The sequence below is a fragment of the Xanthomonas axonopodis pv. maculifoliigardeniae genome (assembly GCF_041519315.1).
Classification (GTDB): domain Bacteria; phylum Pseudomonadota; class Gammaproteobacteria; order Xanthomonadales; family Xanthomonadaceae; genus Xanthomonas; species Xanthomonas euvesicatoria.
In genome coordinates, this window is the sequence record NZ_CP167999.1 from 1 (window position 1) to 17,651 (window position 17,651).

The 17,651-nt window shown below is 58.6% G+C and carries 16 protein-coding genes; all 16 read left to right on the plus strand.

The window, feature by feature from the left end; genetic code table 11:
* The first annotated feature begins 737 nt into the window (after positions 1 to 737).
* On the plus strand, positions 738 to 1,202 hold the full coding sequence (locus ACDH77_RS20630; protein ID WP_372371939.1) for a hypothetical protein: 465 nt from the start codon (positions 738 to 740) through the stop codon (positions 1,200 to 1,202).
* A 57-nt stretch (positions 1,203 to 1,259) separates the two neighbouring features.
* Positions 1,260 to 2,057, plus strand: a complete 798-nt coding sequence (locus ACDH77_RS20635; protein ID WP_372371962.1) for a lytic transglycosylase domain-containing protein — start codon at positions 1,260 to 1,262, stop codon at positions 2,055 to 2,057.
* A 25-nt stretch (positions 2,058 to 2,082) separates the two neighbouring features.
* Positions 2,083 to 4,461: a DNA topoisomerase gene (locus ACDH77_RS20640; RefSeq protein WP_372371941.1), complete on the plus strand. Its 2,379-nt coding sequence runs from the start codon at positions 2,083 to 2,085 to the stop codon at positions 4,459 to 4,461.
* A 184-nt stretch (positions 4,462 to 4,645) separates the two neighbouring features.
* On the plus strand, positions 4,646 to 4,954 hold the full coding sequence (locus ACDH77_RS20645; protein ID WP_372371942.1) for a TrbC/VirB2 family protein: 309 nt from the start codon (positions 4,646 to 4,648) through the stop codon (positions 4,952 to 4,954).
* A gap of 12 nt (positions 4,955 to 4,966) precedes the next feature.
* Positions 4,967 to 5,308 carry a type IV secretion system protein VirB3 gene (locus ACDH77_RS20650; protein ID WP_372371943.1) on the plus strand — a complete coding sequence of 114 codons (342 nt, stop codon included), beginning with the start codon at positions 4,967 to 4,969 and terminating at the stop codon, positions 5,306 to 5,308.
* Positions 5,309 to 5,314: 6 nt separating this feature from the next.
* On the plus strand, positions 5,315 to 7,810 hold the full coding sequence (locus ACDH77_RS20655) for a VirB4 family type IV secretion/conjugal transfer ATPase (RefSeq protein WP_372371945.1): 2,496 nt from the start codon (positions 5,315 to 5,317) through the stop codon (positions 7,808 to 7,810).
* A gap of 11 nt (positions 7,811 to 7,821) precedes the next feature.
* The gene (gene virB5 / locus ACDH77_RS20660; RefSeq protein ID WP_372371946.1) at positions 7,822 to 8,532 is read left to right on the plus strand and encodes a P-type DNA transfer protein VirB5; all 711 of its coding nucleotides are present in this window, start codon (positions 7,822 to 7,824) and stop codon (positions 8,530 to 8,532) included.
* 53 nt (positions 8,533 to 8,585) lie between these two features.
* The gene (locus ACDH77_RS20665; RefSeq protein WP_372371947.1) at positions 8,586 to 8,861 is read left to right on the plus strand and encodes an EexN family lipoprotein; all 276 of its coding nucleotides are present in this window, start codon (positions 8,586 to 8,588) and stop codon (positions 8,859 to 8,861) included.
* The gene (locus tag ACDH77_RS20670) at positions 8,861 to 9,958 is read left to right on the plus strand and encodes a type IV secretion system protein (RefSeq protein WP_372371948.1); all 1,098 of its coding nucleotides are present in this window, start codon (positions 8,861 to 8,863) and stop codon (positions 9,956 to 9,958) included. The genes ACDH77_RS20665 and ACDH77_RS20670 overlap by 1 nt, the downstream gene beginning before the upstream one ends.
* Positions 9,959 to 10,085: 127 nt before the next feature.
* Positions 10,086 to 10,253 carry a conjugal transfer protein TraI gene (locus ACDH77_RS20675; protein WP_372371949.1) on the plus strand — a complete coding sequence of 56 codons (168 nt, stop codon included), beginning with the start codon at positions 10,086 to 10,088 and terminating at the stop codon, positions 10,251 to 10,253.
* A 2-nt stretch (positions 10,254 to 10,255) separates the two neighbouring features.
* Entirely contained in the window at positions 10,256 to 10,990 is a 735-nt protein-coding gene (locus ACDH77_RS20680; RefSeq protein WP_372371950.1) for a virB8 family protein, read from the plus strand.
* Entirely contained in the window at positions 10,987 to 11,871 is an 885-nt protein-coding gene (gene virB9, locus ACDH77_RS20685) for a P-type conjugative transfer protein VirB9 (RefSeq protein ID WP_372371951.1), read from the plus strand. The genes ACDH77_RS20680 and virB9 overlap by 4 nt, the downstream gene beginning before the upstream one ends.
* Positions 11,871 to 12,998, plus strand: a complete 1,128-nt coding sequence (virB10, locus tag ACDH77_RS20690; RefSeq protein WP_372371952.1) for a type IV secretion system protein VirB10 — start codon at positions 11,871 to 11,873, stop codon at positions 12,996 to 12,998. The genes virB9 and virB10 overlap by 1 nt, the downstream gene beginning before the upstream one ends.
* Positions 12,982 to 14,052 carry a P-type DNA transfer ATPase VirB11 gene (gene virB11 / locus ACDH77_RS20695; protein ID WP_372371953.1) on the plus strand — a complete coding sequence of 357 codons (1,071 nt, stop codon included), beginning with the start codon at positions 12,982 to 12,984 and terminating at the stop codon, positions 14,050 to 14,052. The genes virB10 and virB11 overlap by 17 nt, the downstream gene beginning before the upstream one ends.
* 205 nt (positions 14,053 to 14,257) lie before the next feature.
* Positions 14,258 to 16,930, plus strand: a complete 2,673-nt coding sequence (locus tag ACDH77_RS20700) for a type IV secretory system conjugative DNA transfer family protein (protein WP_372371954.1) — start codon at positions 14,258 to 14,260, stop codon at positions 16,928 to 16,930.
* 92 nt (positions 16,931 to 17,022) lie between these two features.
* Positions 17,023 to 17,646: a hypothetical protein gene (locus ACDH77_RS20705; RefSeq protein WP_372371955.1), complete on the plus strand. Its 624-nt coding sequence runs from the start codon at positions 17,023 to 17,025 to the stop codon at positions 17,644 to 17,646.
* The last annotated feature ends 5 nt before the right edge of the window (positions 17,647 to 17,651 follow it).

Sequence of the window (17,651 nt, forward strand, 5' to 3'; positions counted from 1 at the left end):
GCCAGTAAAAGCGGGTTCGCAGTGGGTGGTGATCGGAGATAGCGGCGACGGCGTTGGATCGTCATTGCTGAAGGCGCGTTTGTCTCATAGGCCGCGTGTGAAGCGTCTCCCGTAGGGGCTATGCCCCTACACCCCGGCATGCGTGCGCTGTCCACATATCCAGGGTCTGCGAAGGGGTCTTATCCGGCACCCGCAGCGAGACGGTGGGTATGTGGGCAGTCGAAAGTGATTGTCGCGGTCGGCAGACGCGGCATCGACGCCTGATCTGCGTGCTTAAGGTGACGACATTGGGTCGAGCCTGGTCGGCCTGTTTGTCATCAATCTGGCGTGCGTCTTGTTAAATTCTCGTTGCGCTGCAACATTTTGACCATTTGGAAAATATTGCACGCCGTCACGTACGGTTGATGACAAAAGCGCCAAAACCATTAACGTGATGTCACCAATCTAGTACACTGCGGCTAGCACAGTTGGGCTAGTTGACTCGTTGTTTCTGCCTCGTTCGCAGTCTGCATCTGACTGTGCTGGTCGCCGCTGGAAGTGGATTTGGACCTACCGAAAGGGATTGAAGCCCGAAGGGCCGAAACCGGCGCAGACGGGTTCGGTTCACGAAAGCCCGTCCACCGGCGCAGCCGGTGGTGAGCCAACCCGCTCGTAACCTGGCCTCGGCCCGGAACCGCGACGATGTAACACGATTACCAAAATGTAGCGTTTTGGTATTAGAATAGGAACAACTATCGATGACAGACAAAGACGGCGAACGACGCATGAAACGACAGCCCTGTAGTCCTTCTAACTCTGTACTGGAAGGCGACCTAGAGCTGGCCGCTCAATACAACATCATCGACGAACTGAAGGTGTTGGAGACTGATTTGGGGTTCTACGTCGTGGCCCTGTTCAAGGATAAAGTTAATTTTCTTGAGAAGCATAAAAGCAAGGGTTTGCCAGAGTGGTTCTATATCCTTTCCCAGCTGCTCGCTGAGCCTGGAAAGGAATGGTATTTGACGACACGTCGCGATCGTGAAAGTCCAAGGTTGTTCAAGGACTTGAAGCGATTGAACGAGTACCTTCAGGAGAAAGATCCACGCGATGGCTTCGTGCTGATCCGCAATCAGGATTTGCCGGGCACTCCGAAGACGAAGGTGGGTCGCGCAGCACTGCCATTGGCGGCGAAACGGGCCAAAATCGAGACCACCGTTATATAAGTGTCTTGACCAATATATGCTATTATGGTCTCCACACACTGAAACGGAGGCCGTATGATCCTGGAGTTTATGCAACTCGCGCAGCAATGCGCCCCCACTGTTGCGCCGCAGACCATGGCTGCGTTAGTGCAAGTGGAATCGGGTTTTAACCCGTACGCGATCGGCGTTGTTGACGGTCGCCTGGCGCGGCAGCCGTCTAACCTCGAAGAGGCCGTCGCAACTGCGCAGCAGTTGGAGGCGGGCGGCTGGAATTTCTCGCTGGGCATCGCCCAGGTCAATCGGCACAACCTCCCGAAATACAAGCTGACGTATGCGCAGGCCTTTGATGCCTGCGCGAATTTGCGCGCAGGATCGAAGATCCTGGAAGAGTGTTATACGCGTGCGTCCGTCAAGCTTGCTGGCACTGCTCAAAACCCGCTCCATGCGGCGTTTTCTTGTTACTACTCCGGCAACTTCTCGCGTGGCTTCAAGGCCGACAAAGCCGGCCAGCCAAGCTATGTGCAGAAGGTGTTGGCAAGCGCTGGCGTATCGCCCAAGGCGATACCAGTTGTCCCGGCCGTGGGCGGTCATACTTCGCCGACGGCACGTGTGCCGGCGGCGACCGCACCCACACCGCAAGACGACGCGACGGCGGCCGTACCACTGACGGCACAAGCGCCGCGCGTGCCGGAAGAGCCTGCCGACCATGCGTCCGTGATGGTCAACCTCGACCCACCTGCGCGCGCGGCGTCAGCACCAGCACCAGCGCCGACCGCGCCTGCGCTGGTGGATTCACCTGTGAAGCTTGGAACGCAATCGACGGCGGATGATGCCGCCACGGCGAAGACGGACACCGAAGATCTGTCCGTCTTCTGACCTTTGACCTGACACGAGACACAGTATGAAACTCATGGTGGTGGAGAGTCCGAACAAGATCGCGAGTATCCAGGGCTATCTTGGCGACGACTGGAAGGTGGTGGCGAGCGTTGGTCACATCCGTGACCTGCCGCAACGCGAGTTCGGGGTGAGGAAGCCCGATTTCGCGTTGCAATACGAGTACATTCCGCCGGCTAAGGTCGGCGACCGCACATTTCCGGGCGGCGAGCAACGCGTGGCCCGGATCAGGAAGGAGGCCGCTAACGCCGATGGCGTGTACTTAGCGACCGATCCGGACCGTGAAGGGGAGGCGATTGCCTGGCACCTCAAGGAAGCGCTCAACCTCGGCGAGGATGACTACGAGCGCGTGACGTTTACTGAGATCACGCCAAAGGCGATCCAGGCTGCAATCCGCGACGCGCGTCGCATCAACATGAACTTGGTGCGTGCACAGGAAGGCCGGCGCGCCCTCGATCGGTTCGTGGGCTACATGGTGTCGCCGCTGCTGTCTGACATGCTCGGGATGAACCTGTCGGCAGGACGCGTGCAGAGCGTTGCAGTTCGGTTGGTCGTGGATCTGGAGCGGCGCATTGCGGCGTTCCGCTCAACCGCGCATTTCGGCGCGGCCGTGTCCTTCGACAATGGTGCCGGCGGCAAGTGGACGGCGCAGTGGGACACGAAGCCGTACGTCAGTGAGGAAGAGCCGTACGTGCTGGATGAGGCACTGGCTGCGAAGGCATCGCAGTCGCGGCACTTTGAGGTCTTGGAGTCGAAGACGGAAGCGAAGACCGAGCGGCCACCGTCACCGCTTTCAACGCTTGGAATGCTGCGCGCTGCCAGCGTGGTCTTGAAGATGGATTCTGACGCGACGACGAAGGCGGCGCAAAAGCTCTTTGAAGCAGGCCATATCACCTACATCCGGACGGACAGTGTGAACCTGAGCGACGACGCAGCCGACAAGGTGCGTAGTTATGCTGTTGCTCAAGGGCTGGCGATCGCGCCGAGTGTCCGGAAATGGCGAGAAAAGAAGAGCGCGCAAGGCGGACACGCTGACGCAGTTCGGCCGACGCATATGGAGCTGGAAGATGCCGGCACGGACGATGCACAGCGGGCGCTTTATCGGCTGATCCACTTGCGCACGCTGGTGTCGCAACTTCCTGACGCTGAGTACAGCGTCAACACTGTGCGCCTGCGCGCAACGGAGCGCGATGGCTTTGAATATGTGGCACGTGGCAGAACCATGACCGTGCCCGGCTGGCGTGGTCTGCTGCGGACGGATGCAGTCGCTGAGGATGATGAGGACGGCAGCAACGAAGGTGCCGACGGTCAGGTGCCACGGTTGGCAGTCGGCAGCGAAGCACGCGCAATCAGCGGCGAGTTGCTGAAAAAGAAGACCGAACCGCCGCGCCGGTACACCGAGTCCAGCTTGCTTAAAAAGCTGGAAGATGAGGGCATTGGCCGCCCTGCGACATTCGCCTCGATCATGAAGAACATCATGAGCCGCGCATATGTGGCCTACGACAAGAAGCACCTGGTGCCAACGGGAGTTGGCGAGCTGCTGGTCGATAACTTGCTGCGGGCGAACTTCGCGTTCATGGAACTAGGCTTTACCCGCGATTTGGAAGTTCAGCTGGATACCATCGCCGATGGCGAGGCGAGCTATTTTGATGTGGTGGAGCCGGCTTATACGCAGCTCAACCAGGAGCTGGTGAGGATTGCCACGAGTGGCGATTTCACCCCGCGCTTCAAGTGCCCGAAGTGTGGCACTGGCATGCGCCGCTATGCCAAGGCCGGACGGCCGCCGTTCTGGCGCTGCACGGATACAGCGGATGAAGACGGCACCGTGTGCGGTCATTACATGGACGACGACAAGGGCAAGCCCGTCGAGCGCGCGTCGCACCCTTGCCCGAAGTGCGGGCAAACGCTGCGACGTTTCAAGCGCAAGACGGGTGGCGGGTTGGTGTGGGTGTGTCCGTCTGAGACCTGCGAAACCTTCCTGGATGATGTCGGCGGAAAGCCGATCGGCATCCATACTTGCCCGAAGTGCACTGCGCCGCTGCGGCGCTACCAGAAGCGGGACAGCGAGACCGGCAAGCCCAAGGGCGGGCATGGGTGGTTCTGCACGGTCGAGACCTGCAAGACCTTCATGGATGACGACAACGGCAAGCCGCTGGCGATCAAGACTGCGCCGTGCCCGAAGTGCGGCAAGCCGATGTACCGCCGCAAGGGCGACTACGGCTGGTGGTGGGGCTGTAGCGGCTTCCGGGACGGCTGCAAGACAATCATGGACGACGACAAGGGAAAGCCCGTTCCGAAGGGGTCCGGCGCGGCCAAGGGCGCTACGAAGGGCGCATCTGCACCCAAGCGCAAGCCGACGGCGAAGCCCAAGGCCAAGCGAAGTTAGGCCTGGCAAGTGATTTTTCGCATACCAAAACGCTACATTTTGGTATGCGTTGGGGTATAATTTGGGTGCCTGACAAGGTGCCCGTGGGGGTGAGACGATGCACTGAAGGGGCGCGTGCCAAGCACTAGCGGGAATGCCAGCGGGAATACCGCAACACATCACATTTTTAAATAAGGACTGGAAAATGAACAAGCTTTCTTTCGTCGGCACGAAGCTGCCGGCTCGTACCGCCCTGCTGCTGGTGGCGGCCGTTGTGGCCGTTGCTGTTGCGGGACCAGCTGCCGCCGAAGGCCTGGATAAGGTCAACGAGGGCATGGAGAACGTGCTGAGCCTGTTGCGCGGTGTATCGATCACAGTCGTGACGGCTGCCATCATCTGGTCGGGTTACAAGATGGCATTCGCAAGCGCACGCTTCATGGATGTGCTTCCGGTGCTGGGCGGTGGCTTGATGGTTGGCGCAGCCGCAGAAGTCGCCGCGTTCTTGATCAAGTAACGGGGGCCGACGATGACGATGGAAACGCAAACCACGGACCCGCGTCGAGCCGCTTACACGGGTGATCCTCTCTTTAAAGGATGCACGCGACCGGCAATGGTCATGGGTGTGCCTGTTGTGCCCTTCGTCATTGTCGGCGGCGGCTTGATCCTGTTGTCGGTGTGGACCTCGGTCCTCTGCGTCGTACTCGTGCCCATCGCCATCATGGTGATGCGGCACATCACGCGGTCGGATGACCAGCAATTCCGACTGCTCGGGCTGAAGATGCAATTTCGCCTGATCAACTACAACCGCAACGGCGGCTTCTGGCGGTCCTCCGCCTGGAGTCCGGTCGCGTTTAAAAAGCGCAAGTGAGGCCCGATGAACGCACAGGCTAGATATCAGCAACAGTTGAACGGCGAACGCTCCATTTCGCCGTTCATTCCTTACAGCAGCCACGTATCGGCTGACACGATCATCACGCTGGAGGGCGACTACGTTCGTACTTGGCGGCTTGCCGGGTTAGCTTGGGAGACAGCTAACCCCGGCGAGCTTTTGCAACGCAAGGAAGAGCTGAACACGCTGTTTCGGTCGATCGCGACTGAGCACGTGGCCTTGTGGACGCACAATGTGCGTCGCAAGACCACGGATCAATTGACCTCGCATTTCGAGAACGACTTCTGCCGTCAGCTCGATGAGAAGTATTACGCGTCATTTGCTGGCTATCGGATGATGGCGAATGAGCTGTACTTCACCTTGATCTATCGACCGACGCCTTCGCGTGTAGGCAAGCTGTTCTCGAAAGCCACGCGGCGCAGCTATGACGACATCCTGGACGACCAGCGCAAGGCGCTGCGTCGGCTTGATGAGCTGGCCTCGCAGGTTGAGGCCAGCATGCGGCGCTATGGCGGCGATGAACGACGTGGCCTTGAGGTGCTTAGCACCTACCAAAAGGGCGGCGTCCTCCATTCGCAACAGCTGTCGTTTTATAACTTCCTGCTGACAGGCGAGTGGCAAGAGGTTCGTGTGCCAAAGGCACCGTTGAACGAATACCTGGGCACCGCGTGGGTGTTCGCTGGTGCGGAGACCATCGAGATCCGCACAGCAACCACGACGCGCTTTGCTCGCTGCATCGACTTCAAGGACTACGCGGATCACACACAGCCCGGAATCCTGAACATGCTCATGTATAAGGACTTCGAGTATGTGGTCACGCAGTCCTTCAGTTTTATGCCTAAGCGCGATGGCAAGGACTTCCTGGTCCGTCAGCAGAAGCGACTGCAAAATACCGAAGACGGTAGCGTGGGTCAGCTCAAGCAGATGGAAGAAGCCATCGGCGGACTCATCAACGGCGATTTCGCCATGGGCGAGTACCATTTCACGATGATGGTGTTCGGCGAAGACATGGAAGCTGTGCGCACCAACACCACTGAGGCAATGACCACATTGCAGAATGAGGGGTTTTTAGCGGCGCTGGTCAATACCGCGACGGACGCGGCGTTCTATGCGCAGTTGCCCTGCAATTTTCGCTTTCGCCCACGCATTGCAGGCCTTACCTCGCAGAATTTCGCGGGCTTGTCGGGTTTTCACAATTTCCGCACTGGTAAGCGCGATGGCAATCCGTGGGGCCAGGCGCTGACGTTGCTCAAGACACCATCAGGTCAACCGGCTTACCTCAACTTTCATTTCTCCAAGGGTGATGAAGACAACTACGATCAGAAACTCTTAGGCAACACGCGTGTCATCGGGCAGTCCGGCTCAGGCAAGACGGTGTTGCTGAATTTCTGCCTGTGCCAGGCGCAAAAGTATAAGCACAACGCGCCGATGGGCCTCTGCTTCGTTTTCTTCGATAAGGATCAGGGTGCGAAAGCGACGATCCTTGCAAGTGGCGGTAAGTACCTGGCAGTTCGCAATGGTCAGCAGACCGGGTTCAATCCATTCCAGATGGAACCGACTGAAGCGAACGTTCTGTTTCTTCAGCGTCTGGTCCGGACGCTTGTGACCGGCGATGGTAATCGCGTCACAACAGAAGACGAACGCCGCATCGAGCATGCCGTGCGCACGGTCATGCTCACGCGCATGCCTCTACATCTTCGTCGCTTGTCCACGGTGCTTCAGAACATCACTGAAGGTGCGGACAAGGAAGACCGTGAGAACAGTGTCGCAAAGCGACTTGCGAAGTGGTGCGCAGACGACGGGCACGGCAAGGTGGGTTCGTTGGCTTGGGTGCTCGATTGCGATCGCGATCAGGTCGATTTCACCACTCACACGACCTACGGGTTCGATGGAACTGATTTCCTGGACAACCAGGACGTTCGCACGCCGATTTCAATGTATCTGCTGCATCGCATGGAGTCTGTCATCGACGGGCGGCGTTTCATCTACTGGATGGACGAGGCCTGGAAGTGGGTGGACGACGAGGCCTTCAGCGATTTCGCTGGCAACAAGCAACTGACCATCCGCAAGCAAAACGGCCTCGGCGTGTTTGCCACACAGATGCCGAGCAGCTTGCTCAAGTCCAAGATCGCCTCGCAGCTCGTGCAACAGGTCGCGACTGAAATCTATCTCCCGAACCCGAAGGCCGACTTTCACGAGTACGTGGACGGCTTCAAGGTAACGGAAGAGGAATACCACATCATCAGGGCGATGGGCGAGGAAAGCCGTTTGATGATTGTCAAGCAGGGACACCAGTCGATGATTTGCCGGCTCGACCTGGCGGGTATGAGCGACGAGCTGGCAATCTTGTCCGGTAGTTCGGACAACAACGAGCTGCTGGATGAGATCATTGCCGAAATTGGCGATGATCCCAGCCAATGGCTTCCTGTGTTCCACGAGCGCCGCAAGGCCCGCGTGGCGGCTTCTAAGAAAACCAACTGAGAGGTAGCAACATGAAGAAGTTGACATTGAGCCTGGTTGCCGCGCTTGCCCTATCGGGTTCCGCGTTCGCCGGGGTGCCCGTTTCCGTCGTTGCCGACGTTCCGTCTGTCCTCAACCAGATCGAGACGATGGCGAAGTGGAAGGCACAGTACGACCAGATGGTCAGCCAGATCGACCAGATGAAGCAGCAGAAAGAAGCGATGACCGGCTCGCGGGCGCTGGGCAAGATTTTCAACGACCCTGCCTTGCGGGACTACCTGCCCAAGGATTGGCAGAACGTCTACGACTCTGTGCGCAAGGGCGGCTATGACGGCCTGAGCGGTAAGGCCGCCAGTGTCTACACGGATAACCGTGTCTTTGACGCCTGCAAGCATATTCTCGGCGAAGCGCACCGTCGCGCGTGCGAAGCAGCAGCGGTCAAGCCTGCGCAGGACAAGGCGTTCGCGAGCGACGCCTATGACGCCGCTAAGTCGCGATTGGGTCAGATCGATTCCCTCATGAGCGAGATCAACAAGACCCAAGATCCGAAGGCCATTGCGGAGTTGCAGGGCCGTATCGCAACTGAGCAAGCGATGATTGCCAACGAGCAAACCAAGCTTCAATTGTTCTCGATGATGGCGCAGGCTGACGAAAAGCTTCAGCAGCAGCGTCAGCATGAAATCAATGCCCAGCAGCTCGCACGACGCGGCCATCTGGATCTTCAGCCTGTGACATTCGAATAACCACCACGAGGGACCAGCCGACGCAGTTTGGCTGGTCCCTGAGAGGACAATCTATGAAGCGTCTTGCACATATCACTATGGTGGCCGTCCTGGTCGTTCTGACCGGCTGTAATGAGGACAAGCCGGCTCAGACGGTCGATTGGTACAAGGAGCGCGCAACCGAGCGTGCGGGCGTGCTGGCAGACTGCCGTGCGAATGCCGGCCAGGTCGGCGCGTCGGCCAATTGCATCAATGCGGAGAAGGCCGACGCACAATTGGAGACAGCGAAACGCGGTCACTTGCAGCTCGACGCTGGTGAGTTTGCCAAGACGCTCAAGGAGAAGAAGTAATGGAAATGATGCTGTTTCAGTTCATTGGCGAGTCGATCAACAATGCGCTGGATGGCTATGCCACGACGGTGGCATCCAGCGTCATATCGACCATCACGGCGACGGCTGTTCTTGGCGGAGCGCTGTACTACGCAGTGATGGGCTTGTTGATGGCGGTCGGCCGTGTGGATGGGCCGTTCTCCCAGCTCATCATGTCGTTGATCAAGTTCGCCCTTGTAGGTGCGATTGCGCTCAATGTCGGTACGTATGGGAGCTTCGTCATCGACTCGGTGCGCGGCATGGAAACAGGTCTTGCAGATGCCTTTTCGGGCAATGCCGGCGCTAACTCCGCCACGATCTATCAGACGATCGACAAGGCAGTGCAGGATGGATGGGACATCTCCGCAGTCCTGTATGAGCGGGGCAACAATCGTGGGTGGAGCGAAATGCTCCTGGGTCTGTCTGAGATCGCGCTGGGAATGATCGTCGCATTAGCGACGATGGTGATCGCGGTGCCAGCGGGGGCAATGATTATCGGCACGCATGCGATGATTTCTCTGCTGCTAGGAATTGGGCCGCTGTTCGTGCTGGCAATAGGCTGGGGGCCGACGAAGGGTTTCTTCGATCGGTGGTTCGGCCAGGTCTTGACCGGCGTTATGCAGGTCGCACTTGTGTCGGCTGTGCTTGCAATCGCGGTGAGGCTGTTCACCTTCCTGGTGTCCAAGATCGACGTGGATTCGGCAACACAGAGCACTCTCTATGCCGTCCTTTCTGTTTTCGTGCTGACGCTGGTGATGCTGTATTTGATGTATCGCGCCTACGAAGTAGGCGGGCAACTAGGCGGCGGCATGTCGGCCGGCGCAATCACGCTTGGAGCAATTGCGGCGCGGTCTGCTGGCATCGCTGGTGCACCGGGTGCTGTCGGGCGTGCGATCGGCGGCATGGTCAATCCGGTTAGCACTCGCCGGGATCTTGAGTCTGGAATGATGGTGTCGGCTGGACGGCTGAACCACATGACTGCTGGCAATACGATGTGGAACCCGTCGTATCGTCAGCATGTGCTTGAGAACGTCGGCAAGAATTGGGGCCGTGCGCGCGGCGGCTCTGTTAGCAACTAAACCACTATCCGCCCACGGCATGACTGCTTTGGGCGGCATTTTTTTGCCTTATGAAAACCAAGATGGCTAATCTTGGTTTTTTCGATGATATAATCTGGTACCGCCCAGCATTTCAGGATCAATCATTATGAAACAGCGCATTACCGTTCTTGCCGTCCTTGCCCTGTTGGCGGGTTGTGCAAGCCATTCGGCCGTAGTCCCGGCGCTGGATGGTCGGGCACGCGTGCCGGTGAACAAGCAGGTTCCGGCACAGCCACCTCTGGCGCAGCCCGCCACCAGTTCGGAAGGGGAATAATCATGTTTGGACGCGATAAGCGGCAACAGCAGGGAGCGACACCGCCTGGAAAGGATTCCGAGCCTGGTTCGGCGCACTTCAACGAGTCCATGAATTGGGAAGCATCGCGGGGCGCGGCACTCGAAAGGTCGGAACGGCGTGCATGGCGCGTGGCAGGCGCTTTCGGGCTTGGCTTTGTTCTCGCGGCGACGGCGATTGTCGTCATGGCACCTCTGAAGGAAACGGTGCCATACGTCATCCGCGTGGATAACGCGACAGGTGTTCCGGATCTCGTCACCGCGATGAGTGAAAAGGACATCGGCTACGACGAAGCGATGGACCGCTATTGGCTCGCACAGTACGTGCGGGCGCGCGAGACATACGATTGGTACACGCTTCAGAAGGACTACGACACGGTTGGCTTACTGTCCTCGGCCAACGTTGCGAAGGCGTATGGCGAGCTGTTTACCGGCGACGGTGCCCTGGACAAGACGTTAGGCTCGCAGGTGCGGCGGACGGTGGAAATCGTCAGCGTCGTGCCCAATGGCAGCGGAATTGGCACTGTTCGGTTCATCAAAACGGAACGACGGGCCGACGATACAGGTCAAGGTACAGTCACCCGCCATATCGCGACGATTGGCTACAAGTACCGCAACCCGTCGGTGCTGCGTGAGTCATCGCGCCTGACCAACCCGCTTGCATTCCAAGTGACGAGCTATCGCGCCGATCCGGAACTGACGACGGGGGCGACACGATGAAGCGCCTATCTCTGGCTTTGGCATGCTTGCTGGCCACCGCACCGGCTTTCGCTGTTGATGTGCCTTCCAGCTCGCGTTTCGACAACCGCATCCAGTACGTGAACTACAACGTCGGCGACGTGGTGCTGGTAAGAGCGCTTCCGGGCCTGGCCGTGCGTATCGTGTTTGCACCGGGCGAGAACATCATCGATGTAGGCACTGGTTTCTCGCAAGGCTGGGAGTTCCGCAGGAGCGGCAACATCCTCATGCTGAAGCCGAAATCCGTCAAAGCTGGCGGGAGCGGTAGCGACAGTCAGGTGATGGCACCTGAAGCCGGTAAGTGGAACACGAACCTCATGGTGACGACAGACAAGCGGCTCTATGACTTCGACCTACAGCTTTTGCCAGGCAGCAACGAGGGCGCGCCTCCACGCGATCAACGCGTGGCATATCGGGTTGAATTTCGGTATCCGGCGGAGGCTCGCGCCAAGCAAGCTGACGAAGCACGCAAGCGCATCGCTGATGCGCGTTTGGCGGCGAAGCCTTCGCCGGTCAACTGGAACTACTCGATGCAAGTTGGCGATGACTCGGGAGCGATTGCGCCGGCACTCGCCTATGACGACGGCCGCTTCACTTATCTGCGCTTCCCGAACAATCGCGATTTCCCAACCGCATTCCTTGTCGCGGGAGACAAATCGGAAAGCATCGTCAACAGCCATGTCGATCCGAGCGCACCTGACATCCTGGTGCTGCATAGGGTCGCCCGTGAAATGGTCCTGCGCCTGGGTACAGCGGTCGTGGGTATCTACAACGATTCTTACAATCCGGATGGCGTGCCCACTGCGACCGGAACGACCGTTCCAGGCGTCCAACGGGTCATCAAGTCTGGCGAGGTGAAGTGATGAACGAACCGAATACTCAACCCGATCTAGCTCCGCTACCAGGCGAGCGCGGAATGCCGGGCGTCAATGACAAGCGTCGTACGGGCGGCGCGAAGGTGGTGTTCGTTATCATCATCATCATGATTTTTCTCGGCCTGGTCGCGCTGGCTGTTTTGAAGCTCACGCGGCCTAAAGCGACAACGGCAGAGAAGAAAGTTTCGGTCGAGACACCGGCACTGCCGGCAAGAACCTTCACTGCGCCGCCGGCACCACCGGCACCAGTCGCGCCGCCGGCTCCCCCGGAAGTTATTCCGACGGTCCCCGGCGTCGCCGGGACTCCACCATCTGTGCCAGGTGGGCGCGACGGAGAGGAGGTCAGGCCGATCGCCGTGCTGGACAAGTCCGCCTCGTCGTTGATGGTGGACGGCGGTGACGCCGGCAATGGTTCTGAGTCAGCCTCCACATCGGCCGCGCTCGGGTCTGCGGGAGCGAGCGCGAAGGGTGACGGCGGCGGGCCTCTCGCGGGCATGCTGAGCGGCACGCAGACGGACACCCGCAAGGCCGCCATGCTTGGCAACCGGAACTTCATTTTGGCGAAGGGCAGTTTCATCGACTGCGCGTTGCAAACCCGGTTGGATTCGACCGTGCCCGGCATGACGGCTTGCGTCGTTACGCGCAACATTTTCAGTGACAACGGTAAGGTCTTGCTTATCGAGCGCGGCTCTACGGTCACGGGCGAGTATCAGTCCAACATGCGGCAAGGCATGTCGCGGATCTATGTGCTTTGGACGCGGGTAAAAACGCCTAATGGCGTCGTTGTCAATCTGGATTCGCCAGGAGCCGATCCGCTCGGCGGTGCAGGCCTTCCAGGCTATGTCGATAACCACTTCTGGAAGCGCTTTGGCGGCGCGTTGATGTTGAGCCTGGTGGACGACATGGCCCGCTATGCAACGCAAAGCAGCGGTGGGAACGGCGATCAGTTCAACTTCAATTCCACGGGCGACGCGACAACCAACATGGCAACGGAAGCGTTGAAAAACACCATCAACATTCCGCCTACGCTGTACAAAAATCAGGGCGAGCAAGTGGGGATCTACATTGCTCGCGATCTCGACTTTTCGAGCGTCTACGATGTCCAGGCCCGCTAACGTCATGGAAGGAGCAAGCTTCTCGCGCGCATCGTCCGTCATCCATCTCATGGAGCCGCTATCAGAATGGATGAAGGACAAGACCATCACAGAGATCTGCGTCAATAGACCCGGCGAAGTGTTCGTAGAACGCGAAAGCCGTTGGGAGCGGCATGATGCTCCTGACCTCAACTACGCCCATCTAGAGTCACTTGGCACGGCCATCGCACGATATGGCAATGACCGCCTGGACGATTCAAAACCGATCCTTTCAGGCATCCTGCCAGCCGGCGAGCGGGTTCAGATCGTGCGTCCAGACGCATGCGAACACGGCACGTATTCGTACACGATCCGCAAGCCGTCGTTCAGCCGTCGCAGCTTGGAGGATTACAACAATCAGGGGTTCTTCAAGCACGTTAGACCTGTTTCGACAGGCCTCACGAGCGCCGAACGCGAGCTACTGGAACTGCGTGACGCTGGCAACACTCTTGGGTTCCTCCGGCGAGCCGTCCAGCTCGACAAGGTGATTGTGGTCGCTGGCGAGACCGGTTCAGGCAAAACCACCTTCATGAAGGCCTTGATGCAGGAGATTGGCCGAGATCAACGGCTGATCACCATTGAGGACACGCCTGAACTGTTTCTTCCTGACCATCCAAACCACGTCCACCTGTTCTACAAGAGCGAAGCGAAAGAGGAAGAGGGGGCGATCGTCACATCAGCATCGTTGTTGAAAAGCTGCCTGCGGATGAAGCCGACACGCATCCTACTCGCAGAGCTACGCTCGGGCGAGACCTACGATTTCCTCAACGTTGCGGCTTCTGGACATGGCGGAAGCATCACCAGCGTGCACGCTGGCTCCTGTGATTTGGCTTTTGAGCGGCTTGCGTTGATGGTCCTGCAGAACCGTCAGGGCCGGCAGCTGCCGTATTCCGTGATCCGGCGACTGCTGCACCTGGTCGTGGATGTCGTGGTGCACATCACCAACGACACTGACGAAGGCGGCTTTGGGCGACACATCACTGAGCTTTGGTACGACCCCGACGCCAAGCGGGCGCTTGGCAAGATGGACGCGTGATGTTGGTGACACCTTGCAGCTGGCCAGGCGCGCAAGGTGTCACCAATGCGCGCGCGAATATTGGTGACACAGACCCGCGCTCGAGCGCGGGTTTTTGTCATCAAGCGTCTGGCGGACCGCCCTGGCGGCCGTTGGTGACACCGCGGCCGCCGGCGCCGGCGAGATCCGTCACCAAGCGCTGTCAAATTTTCTGCGAGGAATTTCTATGAACGCTGCAAAGTGGGCGAAGCTCGTATTCGTCCTGGTCGTATTGGCAATCGGGACCGCCGGAGTGATCTGGATGGGTGGATTTCTGTTCTTCGCCCTCGCGAAGGTCAATCCGATCGGCAAGACCGACATCGGCACCTGGTGGCTCTATTGGAGCTACTACAAGACCGATCCATCAGTTTCTAAGCGGCTGTTGATCGCGATCGCGATCCCCGCAGTCGTAATTTACGGAGCCGTGATCGCTGCAACGGTCGCTGCGATGCGCGATCAGCGCAAGCTCTACGGTGAATCGCGCTTTGCCAACGAGGGCGAGATCGCTGCTGCCGGTTTGTTCGCGCCGAAAGGCATCATCGTTGGCAAGTGGAAGAACCGGTTTCTTCTCTTCCCCGGCATGCAATTCGTGCTGCTATCAGCGCCTACCCGATCAGGCAAAGGCGTCGGTATCGTTATTCCGAACCTGCTGAGCTGGGAGGATTCCGTTGTCGTACTCGACGTGAAGCAGGAAAACTACCAGGTCACGTCAGGATGGCGCGCGCTATATGGGCATGCTTGCTACCTGTTCAATCCATTCGCTGAGGACGGTCGCACGCACCGATATAACCCGCTGGGCTATATCAGCGACAACCCGCGCCTGCGGGTGACGGACATCCTCGACATTGGTTATGCGATTTGGTCCGGCGAGGGCAAAGACGCACATTGGGACGACACTGCCCGAAACCTGTTCCTCGGCTTGACGCTCTATCTATGTGAAACGCCCGAATTGCCGTGCACATTCGGCGAATTGCTGCGCCAGGCATCGGGTAAAGGCAAGTCCTCGAAAGACCACATCCAGGGTGTCATCACTGCTCGCAATTATCGTGAGTTTGGCGACATCATGTTGAATGCCGTTGGCGAGGACGAGGCCAAGACCGTCGCGGCAGTCATGAAACTCAAGGGCGTGGATAAGGCCGAAGCGGAAGCTTTGTGCGCTGATATTCCATTCGCGATCGCAGAAGATGTGCCGGCGGCCGACATCGAGGCAATTGAGCAAGCGTTAGACGACTGCGGCGCAGAGTATGAAACAGAGCGCCGGTTGGAACCTATCGTGAATTGGGATGGCGTCGGCCTACCGCCGCTGTCCATGGAGTGTGTTGACGCGCTTAATCGGTTTGTGACGACATCGGACAACACGCTTTCAAGCATCATGTCTACGTTCAATTCGCCGCTGACATTGTGGGCGAGCCCGATATTTGACGCGGCCACGTCCGCTAACGATTTCGATTTACGGCAAGTGCGCCGCAAGAAAATGTCCGTCTATATCGGCATTCCTGCGGGCAAGCTCGATAGCGCCCGGCTCATCATGAACTTGCTGTTCTCGCAGCTTGTGAAGTTGAACCTGGACGTGCTTTTGAACGCTGAGCCGGACGTGAAATACCAATGCATGATGTTGATGGACGAGTTCACGGCTCCTGGTCGGATTGGGGTCATCGACAAGTCCAACGCGTATATGGCCGGCTATGGCCTGCGCCTGGTGACAATTATTCAGTCCACCGGTCAGCTGCAAGCAGATATTCCGCTTGGCTACGGCCGTGAGAAAGCACGGACCTTGGCGACGAACCATGCCTGCCAGATTTTCTACACTCCACGAGAACAGCAGGACGCAAACGACTATTCGGAGTCGTTGGGGTACTACACATTCAAATCCACCGGCCGTAGCCGCCAGCTCGGCCGCGCTGGCGGGTCTGAGTCCGAGTCCGACCAGAAGCGCCCGTTGATGATGCCGCAGGAACTCAAGGAGATGAGCCAGCGCGAGGAAATCATCAACCTTGAAAATACGAAGGCGATCAAGTGCACGAAGATCCGCTATTACGATGACTGGGTGTTCCTGGACCGCCTCGCGGAGGTAGACCCTACCCTGCGCAAGAAAACGGTCTTCGGCATACGCCGGAAGCCGAAACAACGCGAGCTGGAAGCCTCGTGGGGTGCCTGGCGGCTGGCAGCACCTGTGCCACTGATCGACTTCGATCTGCACGATGCAGTCGTGCAAGTGCGGATGCGTGAGGTAACACCTGACGACGTGGCGAGTGGAATCGATCTTCGCAAGCTCGCCCTTGACACTTCCAAGATCCGGGAGTTGGCAGCGGGGCAAGAACTGCCGGCAGAGCAAGTGACGGCGATCGTTGACGATTTCTTCAGCAGCCTAGAAGTCAACTCGCCATCGACTGACGTTGATCCTGGTGATGAAGACGCAGTAAGCGACGACGAGCTGGCGAGGTTGGATGCGGAAGCAGCGGCCGAAAGTACGTCCGACGATGAGGTCGATGATAGCGAGCCGCCCGCCCCTGCTGCACCATCGCCGGTAGTAACAGCCATACCAGCGTCCCGTATCGCGCCGATCGTCGTTAAGCGATCGGACGTGTCCGAAGTTCCAGCACCGGAAGCGCCGGGTCAGGACATCCACGAGCCGACCATTCAGGATGAGCCTGAAGAGATCGAGGTTCCCGACCACGACGACATGGCGACCATGTACGACGACATTCCTGATTATGACGACTACGTGCCGGACGGCGACGTAAATCACCCCGATGACGAAGAACTGGTCGAGGACGATGAGCCTGTGGCGGCGCAATCATCCGACCAAAAGCCCATACTTGACCTTTCCATACTTGACAGACCGATCGGCCAGAAATGACAATTTTGGTCGATCAGGTCTTGTAATTTGCGAGCACGCCTATTCCGGGCGTGACGCATGCGGGCGAAGCCCAGTCCATAGGAGTACCTGAAATGTCGAACGACACCACCAGCACCACTGCGCGGCAGCTATCCGATTACAGGATGAAGCCGACCGATATACCGAAGGAAATCCGCGAGACCGTCGCCGGGCAATTGGGGAAAGAGGCGGATGTCTTTCCGGCTCGTGGCGACAGCAAGTCGGGCTATAAAGGCCCGGTCATCCATACCGACGACAAGTACATCGTTCAGGCGGTCGGTAAGGGTCACAAGTCTGCAATCGTCCATCAGCGCAGTGACATCGAGCTGCAAGGTGCAAGCCTCCAGAGCCGCGATCAGAATAACGACCTGGTGAACCGGAACATCCAGGTTCACTACCGTGGCGACCAGGCTAAGGCTTACCAGTGGAACCCGGAGCGTGAAGCGCAGAACCGGTCCGAACGTGCAGCACCTGCCGAGCGCAAGGTGGACCCCGTGGAAGCTGCTAAGGCCTACGCTGAGACGGCATTTAGGACGGCGAAGCAACGGGATGCGTTCGTTGCCCACGTCCAGAACGTCCAGGCGCTCGCCACTGGCAGGCCGCAGGAGAGACCACAGGAAACGACTGCGCGCTCGCACAGCAAGCCCGTTCCGGCCAAAGGCCAGGAACAGGCACAGTCGTCCGGCTTGGAACGGTAAGGGGA

What these genes read in the sequence shown, in the direction of transcription:
- virB11 (WP_372371953.1), top strand. Translation starts at nt 12,982, where the DNA reads ATGTCCAGGCCCGCTAACGTCATGGAAGGAGCAAGCTTCTCGCGCGCA.
- ACDH77_RS20665 (WP_372371947.1), top strand. Translation starts at nt 8,586, where the DNA reads ATGAAGCGTCTTGCACATATCACTATGGTGGCCGTCCTGGTCGTTCTG.
- virB10 (WP_372371952.1), top strand. Translation starts at nt 11,871, where the DNA reads ATGAACGAACCGAATACTCAACCCGATCTAGCTCCGCTACCAGGCGAG.
- virB5 (WP_372371946.1), top strand. Translation starts at nt 7,822, where the DNA reads ATGAAGAAGTTGACATTGAGCCTGGTTGCCGCGCTTGCCCTATCGGGT.
- ACDH77_RS20630 (WP_372371939.1), top strand. Translation starts at nt 738, where the DNA reads ATGACAGACAAAGACGGCGAACGACGCATGAAACGACAGCCCTGTAGT.
- ACDH77_RS20680 (WP_372371950.1), top strand. Translation starts at nt 10,256, where the DNA reads ATGTTTGGACGCGATAAGCGGCAACAGCAGGGAGCGACACCGCCTGGA.
- ACDH77_RS20655 (WP_372371945.1), top strand. Translation starts at nt 5,315, where the DNA reads ATGAACGCACAGGCTAGATATCAGCAACAGTTGAACGGCGAACGCTCC.
- ACDH77_RS20700 (WP_372371954.1), top strand. Translation starts at nt 14,258, where the DNA reads ATGAACGCTGCAAAGTGGGCGAAGCTCGTATTCGTCCTGGTCGTATTG.
- ACDH77_RS20640 (WP_372371941.1), top strand. Translation starts at nt 2,083, where the DNA reads ATGAAACTCATGGTGGTGGAGAGTCCGAACAAGATCGCGAGTATCCAG.
- ACDH77_RS20670 (WP_372371948.1), top strand. Translation starts at nt 8,861, where the DNA reads ATGGAAATGATGCTGTTTCAGTTCATTGGCGAGTCGATCAACAATGCG.
- ACDH77_RS20650 (WP_372371943.1), top strand. Translation starts at nt 4,967, where the DNA reads ATGACGATGGAAACGCAAACCACGGACCCGCGTCGAGCCGCTTACACG.
- virB9 (WP_372371951.1), top strand. Translation starts at nt 10,987, where the DNA reads ATGAAGCGCCTATCTCTGGCTTTGGCATGCTTGCTGGCCACCGCACCG.
- ACDH77_RS20645 (WP_372371942.1), top strand. Translation starts at nt 4,646, where the DNA reads ATGAACAAGCTTTCTTTCGTCGGCACGAAGCTGCCGGCTCGTACCGCC.
- ACDH77_RS20675 (WP_372371949.1), top strand. Translation starts at nt 10,086, where the DNA reads ATGAAACAGCGCATTACCGTTCTTGCCGTCCTTGCCCTGTTGGCGGGT.
- ACDH77_RS20705 (WP_372371955.1), top strand. Translation starts at nt 17,023, where the DNA reads ATGTCGAACGACACCACCAGCACCACTGCGCGGCAGCTATCCGATTAC.